This window comes from Lutibacter sp., from assembly GCF_041596795.1.
Classification (GTDB): Bacteria; Bacteroidota; Bacteroidia; order Flavobacteriales; family Flavobacteriaceae; genus Lutibacter.
This window is the reverse complement of the sequence record NZ_JBFHHX010000127.1, coordinates 1-9,473: the sequence shown is the minus strand read 5'-3', so window position 1 is coordinate 9,473 and position 9,473 is coordinate 1. Positions and strand designations below refer to the sequence as shown.

Here is a 9,473-nt window from a genome sequence, read left to right as displayed (position 1 = left end):
GCGTATACAGATTGGATGATTGGTTCTTATTTAGGATTATTTAACTATTCTTTCTCTAACAAATATTATTTAGACGCTACATACAGAAGAGAAGGATCTTCAAGATTCCCTTCAGCAAACAGATGGGGTAACTTCTGGTCTGTTGGTGCTGCTTGGAATATTCACAATGAAGATTTTATGGCCGACACAAACTTATTTAGTAATTTAAGATTAAGAGGTTCTTATGGTATAAATGGTAATACTGGTAATGGTGTAAATGAGTACCAATCATTATTAGCATATGATGCAGATTACTCTAGTCAAGCAGGTTCATATACTAGTTCTTATGGAAACAAAGATTTAACTTGGGAGAAAAATGAAATTTTAGATTTAGGTTTAGAATTCGGATTTTTAGATGACAAAATTACTGGTAGCTTTGCTTATTTTGATAGAACTACTAAAGATTTATTATTAGACGTGCCTTTATCTTTTACAACTGGTAGCGAAGAGCAAATTCAGAACGTAGGTGAAATGACTAATAAAGGTATTGAGTTAGAATTAAACTTTGATGTTATTCGTTCTCAAGACTTAAATTTCTCTATTGGTGGTAATTTAGCTACTGTAGAAAACGAAGTTACTAAAATGAATTCTAATTCAGCAGGAGAAGAATCTGTAATTGAATCATCTACACGTAAAGTAGAAGTTGGTCATGCAGTATATTCTTGGAATATGAAAAAATGGGCTGGTGTAGACCCTGCAACAGGTAACCCATTATGGTATGTAAACGGTAAAGATGGTGAAACTACTGGAACTTACTCTGTTGCTGAAAAAGCATACCAAGGAGGAAGTGCTTTACCTACATTAACTGCAGGTTTAAATACACACGTAGATTATAAAGGTTTCTACTTAGATGCTAACTTATACTACGCTGGTGGACATAAAGTTTATGAAGATTGGGCATTTTACACATACCACCAATATTATGGTTTATACTATTACCAAAACGTTGATGTAATGATGGACAGATGGCAACAACCTGGAGATATTACAGATGTACCAAGATTAGGTACTGACTCTGCTTTAAATAACTCATCAAGTACTTCTACAAGATTTTTATATGACGGTGATTACATAAGATTAAAAGATTTAGTTGTTGGTTATACTTTCCCTGAGGTATTTAGCTCAAAAATAGGTATGACAAGTGTTAAAGCTTATGTAAGAGGTACAAATTTATTCACATGGGTGAAAGATGACAGATTGAAATATGATCCTGAAGTACAAGCATCTGGATTTACAAGACTATCTTCGCCTCCAACAAAATCAATAACAGTTGGATTTAATTTTAATTTTTAAAAGATTATGAAAAAAATATTTAATTTATTTATAATTTGTACTACCACGTTGTTAACTTATACAGCTTGTAGTACAGATGACTTAGAACCAACATTAGCTCAAGAAGAAGCTGTTGAAACGAGTGTAAACTCTGCTGATGACCTTAACTCCTTATTAATTGGTATGTATAGCTATATGGCTGATGACAGTTTTTATGGAAGAGATGTATTAGTTTATGGAGATGCTAGAACAGATAATGCCTATTCTAATGGTTCATCTGGTAGATTTATAACCATTTCTAGAATGGATTTAATATCAACTGATGGATATGCCGAAGAAACTTGGCAAAGAGCATACGAAGCAATTGCAAATGCAAACATTATTATTGGTGCAGATACTGAATCTTTAGAAGGTGACTTAACTACAATTAACCATTATAAAGCGCAAGCATATGCTGCTAGAGCTTTAGTACATTTTGAATTATTAAAATTATATGGTCAAGAGCATGCTGGAGGAACTTTAGGTATTCCTTATATCACAAAATACAAAGATGATATTTATCCAGCACGTAATACTGTTGCTGAAGTAAAAGCTGCTATTGCTGATGATTTTACAACTGCTTTATCGCTTATATCTTCTTCTTTAGATACATCTAAAGAATTTATAACTAAAGAAGCTATTTATGGTTTCCAATCTAGATTTTACATTTATACAAAAAACTGGACAGCAGCTAAAACTGCAGCTTATAATGTAATTAACAGTGCTAAATTTAGTATTGCAACTACTGCTAACTATGTGTCTACTTGGTCTACAGACGGATCAGCAAATTCAATATTTGAATTAGCTTATAGCGATGTTGATAAACTTGGTAACACTGGTTTAGGTGAAATTTACAATGGAACTGCCTATGGTGATATTGAAGCTTTAGAAGGATATTACAATTTATTTGAACCTGGAGACATTAGAATTAGTTCAAGTATGTTTACTATAACAGGTAACGTATATAGAAATGCTGGAAAATTTCCAAGTACACAAGGAGATACTAATTTATCTTTATTACGTTACGAAGAAGTTATTTTAAATTACGCTGAGGCTTTATTTAATCTTAATGATTCTAACGCTATTACTTATTTAAATATGATTCCTGCAAATAGAAACGCAACAGCTTATACTTCTATTTCTGAAGCTATTATTTTAAAAGAAAGACAAAAAGAACTTGCTTTTGAAGGTTTCAGATTTTGGGATTTATTAAGAACTGGACAAGGAATTGATTATGTAGACAGCAAACAAACTTTTTCTTCATCTGGTGTTGCATACGGAAGTAACGATCTTGCTTTTCCAATTCCTGAGGATGAAGTAAATGCAAACACAAACATGGTTCAAAATGACGGTTACTAGAATTTAATAAAAACTAGTACTTAAAAATCATTATAATTCTAAAAAGCTCAGATTAATATCTGAGCTTTTTTTATTTAGTAATATAAAATTATAGCTACATTTGCACCATGGAAAACGAAGTTTCGAAAATATTTGGTATTAGAGCAGTTATAGAAGCAATTAATTCTGGCAAAACAATTAGTAAAGTATTTTTACAAAAAGACTTAAGCGGTCATTTGTTTTCAGAGCTAAATATACTTATTAAAAAAAACAATATTGCAAGTAGTTTTGTACCTGTTGAAAAATTAAACAGACTCTCTAAAAATAGCAATCACCAAGGTGTTGTTGCGCAAACTTCTGCCATAGATTTTATAGAATTAGAAGACCTAATTACCGAAACTTTAGAAAAAAACACTACTCCTCTATTTTTATTATTAGATAAAATTTCTGATGTTAGAAACTTTGGAGCAATTATACGAACTGCAGAATGTACCGGAGTTGACGGAATAATTATCCAAAAGCAAGGAAATGCACCTGTAAGCGCAGATACAATTAAAACATCTGCCGGAGCAGCATTTAAAGTGCCTGTATGTAAAGTAGACCATATTAAAGATGCTGTTTTTCAATTACAAGCAGAAGACATTCAAATTGTGGCTGCTACTGAAAAAACCGACACCTTAATTTATGATATAGATTTAACGCTTCCTACTGCCATTATTATGGGGTCTGAAGACCGTGGAATTAACCCATCTATTTTAAAAATTGTAGAACATAAAGCTAAATTGCCTTTATTAGGAGAAATAGAATCGTTAAACGTTGGTGTTGCTTGTGGTGCTATTTTATATGAAACTACTAGACAACGATTAAAATAAAACTTTACTTATAACAAAAGTTGCCCAACTTATTTTAAAAGTTGCCCGACTTTTTAAAATAGTTGCCCGACTTATTTTAAAAGTCGGGCAACTATTTTTTTAAGGATAACCAAATTTTAAAAAATACCGTTACTTTTTTTAAAACGCTTGTAATTTTAATAAAGCATCTAATTTAAAAATCTATTTCCTTATTTCATCATCATTTATAGCTTCTTTTATATCTTCTTTTGGCGGATTATAATTTCCGTTTTCATCAAATAGGCTTTCAAATTCTTCATTGGTTGAATACTCAAATTTTTCAGTTTGCGGCCCAGTGTTTTTAAATACATATGCAAATACAATTCCAGTTACAAAACCTGCTAAATGTCCTTCCCAAGAGATACTATCTTCTACTGGCAATAAATACCAAACCATACTACCGTATTGGAAAACTACCACTAAAGAAAGTGCTATTAACCGATAGTATTTACGCCAAATTCCACTGAAAAATATAAAACTTACCAAAAAGTATACTACTCCGCTTGCTCCTATATGATTTGCCGGACGCGCAATTAACCAAGTTAGTAATCCGGTAATAAATACACCATATATTAATACTCTATTTGCTATTTTAAAATAGAAATAATACAAGCTACTTAGCATAACAAACAATGGAATGGAATTATTAAATAAGTGCTTAATATCCGCATGAATAAATGGTGAAAATATAATACCTCTAAGTCCTTGTAAGGATCGTGGAAATACACCAAACTTATTAAAATTAAATCGGAATTTAATTTCAATAAAATAAACGAACCAAATGGCTAAAACACAAATTATAGGTATTAAAAACGTATGCTTACGAACTTTGAATTGATTTTCGGACATTATTAAACAACTTATTTACTTTTTAATGTGTTAAATTTATAAAAATTAATTGGGTAATTCTGCGTTAGGGATAGCAGTGGTATCCTTTTTTATTTTTTATAAAAAAGATTTAACGAATAGCCCGACACAAATGCAATGCAGTGTAACGCCCAAAACATTTTTATTGCTATTTTTACAGTATGAATGAACCATTAGCAGAACGTATTCGTCCAAAAACATTAGATGATTATATTAGTCAACAACATTTAGTTGGGGAAAATGGCGCGCTAACCCAGCATATTAAACGTGGAATTATTCCGTCGTTAATATTTTGGGGACCTCCTGGTATTGGTAAAACTACTTTGGCCAATATTATTGCGCAAGAATCTAAACGTCCATTTTACAGTTTAAGTGCTATAAATTCTGGTGTTAAAGATGTGCGTGATGTTATTGATAAAGCCAAGCAAAGTGGTGGTTTATTTACAACTAAAAATCCTATTTTATTTATTGATGAGATTCATAGATTTAGTAAATCTCAGCAAGATTCTTTATTGGGTGCGGTTGAAAAAGGTTGGGTTACTTTAATTGGTGCAACTACTGAAAATCCAAGTTTTGAAGTAATTCCCGCTCTTTTATCGCGTTGCCAAGTATATATTTTAAATTCTTTTAGCAAAACTGATTTAGAGGCTCTTTTAGAACGTGCTATGCACACCGATGGTGTAATTGCTAAAAAAGATATTACCATAAAAGAAACTGAAGCTTTGTTACGAATTTCTGGCGGAGATGCACGAAAATTATTGAATATTTTTGAATTGGTTGTAAATAGTGAAGATGAACCTATTACAATTACAAACGATCTTGTACTTTCTAAAATTCAGAAAAATACAGTAATGTATGATAAAACTGGCGAACAACATTACGATATTGTTTCGGCTTTTATAAAATCTATTCGTGGAAGTGACCCAAATGGCGCTGTTTATTGGTTGGCAAGAATGATTGAAGGCGGTGAAGATCCAAAATTTATTGCAAGACGCTTGTTAATTTTAGCAAGTGAAGATATTGGAAATGCTAACCCAACTGCTTTAATAATGGCTAACAATACGTTTCAGGCAGTAACAACAATTGGGTTTCCAGAATCACGTATTATTTTAAGTCAGTGTGCAATTTATTTAGCTACTTCTGCAAAAAGTAATGCAAGTTATGAAGCTATTGGTATGGCTCAAGCCTTGGTACGAGAAACTGGAGATTTATCGGTTCCGTTACATTTAAGAAATGCGCCTACTAAATTAATGAAAGAATTAGACTACGGTAAAAATTACAAATATGCACATAGCTTTGAAAACAACTTTGCTGAACAAGAGTTTTTACCCGATGAAATAAAAAACACGAAACTATACAATCCGGGAAATAATACCAGAGAATATAGTATTCGTGAGTTTTTAAAGAAATTATGGAAAAGTAAATATAATTACTAATTTACTTTTTTATAGATTTTTACACCGTTTTCAGTGTCAACTTTTAAATTACCATTACCATCTAATTCTACTAATTGTGGCTGTTTAAAAGCAGCATATTTAATAATAAACATATGTGGTTTTGATGTTTTGTAAAGTACTGCAAATTCAAAATTTTCATCGCCTCCTTTAAAAGAATAGCCGTCTTCATTTTTTGAAATGGTACAAACTCCCCATTTTTCAACATCGTAGTTACCTTCAATAGATAATTTAGTTGGTTTTATGTCAATTTCTTTTATTTCTTCTTGTATAGGTTTGGTTATAGATTTCTTTTTTTCTGTTACCTTTTCTACTTGTTCATCTACAACTTTTATTTCTTCAACTTTAGTTTCTGTAACTGTTTCTTTTTTAGGTTGAATATCATCAACAGCTTCAACAACTTCTTTCACTATTGGTCTGCTTGGCGAACTTTCAACTACTTTTTCTGCTTGAGCAACTTCAGAAACTGGTTCTTGAAACTTATAATTTAATTCTTCCAATTCAACAAAAGCTTCTCTTATAGCTTCATGATATGCTCTTTTATAATCTTTAATTCTAGAAGTTGCCTCTTCAGTAATGTAAACATCGTTATTAAAACAATCTACCAATTTAATCTGCATTTTTGTGCTTAATAAACTAGATTTATTTACTACAATAGCTTTTAAAGTGGTACAAGCATTTTTTGCTGCATCTTCAGGAAATTTTTCATTGGATAAAAAAACATTAAAACCAGCTCTATTAAATAAAAACTTAGTTAAAGAGTTTATCTGATAAGCATCTTCTGTTTTTTGAAATTCATATTGAACAGGCACAATAATATATTTGTAGGTGTTCAAATTATTTTTTTGAGCATAACTTTGCGTTACAAAAAATGTTAAAGCGCAAATTATTAGTGAGATATTTTTAATCATTGTATTTTTTATTAATAAATATGTGAATTGTAAAAGTACTAATTTTTATGATTAACGATAATGTTTAGTCCTAATTGCATAGAAGCGCTTTTACTATTGTAAATATTTGAAAGATTTAACAAATTATCGGCTACTATATACGCATTAAACCAACCTAATTGGGTAGATAAACCTACACCAATATTAGCGTAACTAAACGGATCTACAGTATACGTTATTTTTGTGTTTAATTTTTTTGTTAGTTTTTTTTCGAAAAAAACAGTTGCCGCCATATAGCTATGTACCGCACCAAGAGTTGAAAAAAGCTGAAAACCTACTTTATTATTGTATGAATTGGCATCTAATAAAAAACGACAATCATCATAATCTCGCCCAAAAGAATACGTAACGGCTCCATACATTTTAAGTGGGCGCAATGATATATAATTTGAATAAATGGTATCTGTAACTACATTTTCTTCAAACTCATCTTGTAAATTAGTCCAGTAATCTTCAGGATTGTCTGGATCAAAATACAATTGTAATCCTTCAACACTATAATCACCATCAATACTATAAGATTCTGTGTTTTGTGTGTTGTTTATAAAGCCTAAATCTAACATACTTCCGGTAATTTCCCATTGTTCTTTTGGGTGATATGTAAAACCAACATCAATTCCCAAACCTAGATTACCGCCAAGTAATAATTTTTTTTGAATATACGCTGGATCTACAACATCATAATCGTCTAAAATTACACCAGATGTTTGCCCTAAAATATGAACGTTTTGTAAATGATGAACGTATAAATTATTGGTTCCTTCGGTAGTATATAATGTTCCTGAATTGTTTTTTGAACTAGCATTAAATGCTCCTGAATAAATTTTAGCCCTTGCTCCTACTTGTAAATCTTCACGTATTTTTTTTGATAAACCTATATGAAAAACCCCCAGCAACTCGGCTCTTGCCGAAAGTTTGTTTATGCTATATTTTTCATTATTAACACCGTTACCATTGTAAAACAAATCCACTAAATCTTTGGGAATTTTAGATAAAAAATCGAATTCTTGATAATATCCAAAGCTTAAATACGATTTATTAGGAAGCATAAAACCTGCATTAATTACGTCTAATTGCTCATTTACCATGGCAAATTCTGCCGTATTAAAATTATTAACAACAGCTTTAATTTTATCGTTAATATGAACTCCATTATCTGCAAAAACATCATACGCCGAAAAACCTGTAAAACCAGCATTGAATGATACTTGAGAAAGCAAGGGAACACCAACATGAAATTTATTGGAAACCTCGGCACCTGGATTTAATAACAATGTTTGAGGAAGTTTGGCAAAATCGTACAGTATTTGTTTATTTTGTGCAGATATAATTATACTTACAAAACAGAAAAGAATGGTTATTTTTCTCATATTTTTCTGAAATTAAAAAAAAGTTCTACAGACGATTGTAAGTTTAATTTATAGTCTTCATCACCAGAAAGTACTGTTCCATCGCCACTGTTGGACATTGTAATGCTAAAACCAAAATATTTTGCACTGTAAACAATATCTATTTCAGTTTGTGGAATTTCAATTATAGTAGTTGTTTTACCACTATTTGCCTCGATGTAAATTGATGGATTTAACTGATAAATTGGCGAACCGTTTTCATCATAAAAAATAACTTGTATTACAAAACTTCTATCAAAAGAATTTTCTGTTACCACTGTAAATTCTACTCTTTCAAGATAATCACGAGAAGCATCATTTATATTAGCAGCTACATAATCGCTTGTCCAAATAATTTCTTGATTATAATCATCTAAAAATTTAATAGGTTCTAAATCAAAATAAACCAGCGTTGCTTTATAAGATGTTTCAATTGAAGCATCATCTATTTGATCAAAATCTACATCTTTTGCACAACTTTGCAGCAAAAAGGTAACAATAATTATAAATATGTATTTAGGGATTTTCATACAGCTTAAAACGTTTAATTTAAAGTTATAGTACTTATAAGTAGTGTTTTATCTGTATTAAATTAGTTACCGACTTTACACTTTCACTTACAGGTTTGGCATTAAAATTACAAAAAATAACATCTAAACCAGCATTTTTAGCACCCATAATATCGGCTTCCCAATTATCTCCAATCATTATGGATTCTGAAAAATGAGCATTTGTAGCTTTTAGAGCATAATTAAAAATTAGTGGGTTTGGCTTTTTAACGCCAACTTCTTCTGATGTAATTATTTTATCGAAATAGGAGCTTAACCCTGAATTTTCAATTTTTTTGAACTGAACTTCATTAAAACCATTGGTTATTATATGCATTTTATAATTTGGTTTTAAATGCTCTAAAATTTCAAGAGCTCCATCAAAAAGTTTGTTGTTTTTTGGTAAATATTCTATGTAGTCTATTGCTAAATTATCTATTAACTCTAAATCTGCTTTGTACTTTATTTTAGCAAAAGCATCTCTTAGTCTGCCAATTCTTAACTCTTCTTTAGTAATTTTTTCTTCTCTATAAAGTTTCCAATAATTTTCATTAATACCTCTATAATAATTCAGAAATTTATCCATATTGGCATTTACCTGGTATTTTTTAAATATTGCCGTAAATGCTATATCTGAATTGGTTTCAAAATCCCAAAGTGTGTGATCTAAATCGAAAAAAATGTGTTT

9 protein-coding genes are annotated in these 9,473 nt (G+C 30.5%); 4 read left to right on the top strand and 5 right to left on the bottom strand.

The genetic code is table 11. The annotated features are described in order from the left end of the window. The 3 genes from ABY298_RS12725 to rlmB all read left to right on the top strand — a co-directional run. On the top strand, positions 1–1,332 hold a 1,332-nt coding region (locus tag ABY298_RS12725), incomplete at its 5' end, for a TonB-dependent receptor domain-containing protein (protein ID WP_372746438.1). A gap of 6 nt (positions 1,333–1,338) precedes the next feature. Beyond that, positions 1,339–2,709, top strand: coding sequence for a RagB/SusD family nutrient uptake outer membrane protein (locus ABY298_RS12720; RefSeq protein ID WP_372746437.1), 1,371 nt, complete (start codon positions 1,339–1,341; stop codon positions 2,707–2,709). 107 nt (positions 2,710–2,816) lie between these two features. Beyond that, positions 2,817–3,560, top strand: coding sequence for a 23S rRNA (guanosine(2251)-2'-O)-methyltransferase RlmB (gene rlmB, locus ABY298_RS12715; protein WP_372746436.1), 744 nt, complete (start codon positions 2,817–2,819; stop codon positions 3,558–3,560). A gap of 180 nt (positions 3,561–3,740) precedes the next feature. Here rlmB and ABY298_RS12710 read toward each other — a convergent pair whose 3' ends face one another. Beyond that, a complete protein-coding gene (locus ABY298_RS12710; RefSeq protein WP_372746435.1) occupies positions 3,741–4,427 on the bottom strand; it encodes a rhomboid family intramembrane serine protease in 687 nt (228 codons plus the stop codon). A 179-nt stretch (positions 4,428–4,606) separates the two neighbouring features. On the opposite strand from ABY298_RS12710, the gene ABY298_RS12705 reads away from it, so the two are divergent. Beyond that, positions 4,607–5,881 carry a replication-associated recombination protein A gene (locus tag ABY298_RS12705; RefSeq protein ID WP_372746434.1) on the top strand — a complete coding sequence of 425 codons (1,275 nt, stop codon included), beginning with the start codon at positions 4,607–4,609 and terminating at the stop codon, positions 5,879–5,881. Here the strand turns inward: ABY298_RS12705 and ABY298_RS12700 are convergent. The 4 genes from ABY298_RS12700 to ABY298_RS12685 all read right to left on the bottom strand — a co-directional run. Further along, complete coding sequence (locus tag ABY298_RS12700) at positions 5,878–6,810, bottom strand: hypothetical protein (protein ID WP_372746433.1); 933 nt, start codon at positions 6,808–6,810, stop codon at positions 5,878–5,880. The genes ABY298_RS12705 and ABY298_RS12700 overlap by 4 nt on opposite strands. 38 nt (positions 6,811–6,848) lie before the next feature. Beyond that, entirely contained in the window at positions 6,849–8,219 is a 1,371-nt protein-coding gene (locus ABY298_RS12695) for a DUF5723 family protein (RefSeq protein ID WP_372746432.1), read from the bottom strand. Then, positions 8,216–8,767: a hypothetical protein gene (locus ABY298_RS12690; protein WP_372746431.1), complete on the bottom strand. Its 552-nt coding sequence runs from the start codon at positions 8,765–8,767 to the stop codon at positions 8,216–8,218. Before ABY298_RS12690 ends, ABY298_RS12695 begins: the two co-directional genes overlap by 4 nt. 34 nt (positions 8,768–8,801) lie before the next feature. Further along, on the bottom strand, positions 8,802–9,473 hold a 672-nt coding region (locus tag ABY298_RS12685; protein ID WP_372746430.1), incomplete at its 5' end, for a YjjG family noncanonical pyrimidine nucleotidase.

Bases quoted from the DNA above. Each gene is read 5' to 3' on its own strand.
- rlmB (WP_372746436.1), top strand. From the start codon at position 2,817: ATGGAAAACGAAGTTTCGAAAATATTTGGTATTAGAGCAGTTATAGAA.
- ABY298_RS12710 (WP_372746435.1), bottom strand. From the start codon at position 4,427: ATGTCCGAAAATCAATTCAAAGTTCGTAAGCATACGTTTTTAATACCT.
- ABY298_RS12705 (WP_372746434.1), top strand. From the start codon at position 4,607: ATGAATGAACCATTAGCAGAACGTATTCGTCCAAAAACATTAGATGAT.
- ABY298_RS12695 (WP_372746432.1), bottom strand. From the start codon at position 8,219: ATGAGAAAAATAACCATTCTTTTCTGTTTTGTAAGTATAATTATATCT.
- ABY298_RS12690 (WP_372746431.1), bottom strand. From the start codon at position 8,767: ATGAAAATCCCTAAATACATATTTATAATTATTGTTACCTTTTTGCTG.
- ABY298_RS12720 (WP_372746437.1), top strand. From the start codon at position 1,339: ATGAAAAAAATATTTAATTTATTTATAATTTGTACTACCACGTTGTTA.
- ABY298_RS12700 (WP_372746433.1), bottom strand. From the start codon at position 6,810: ATGATTAAAAATATCTCACTAATAATTTGCGCTTTAACATTTTTTGTA.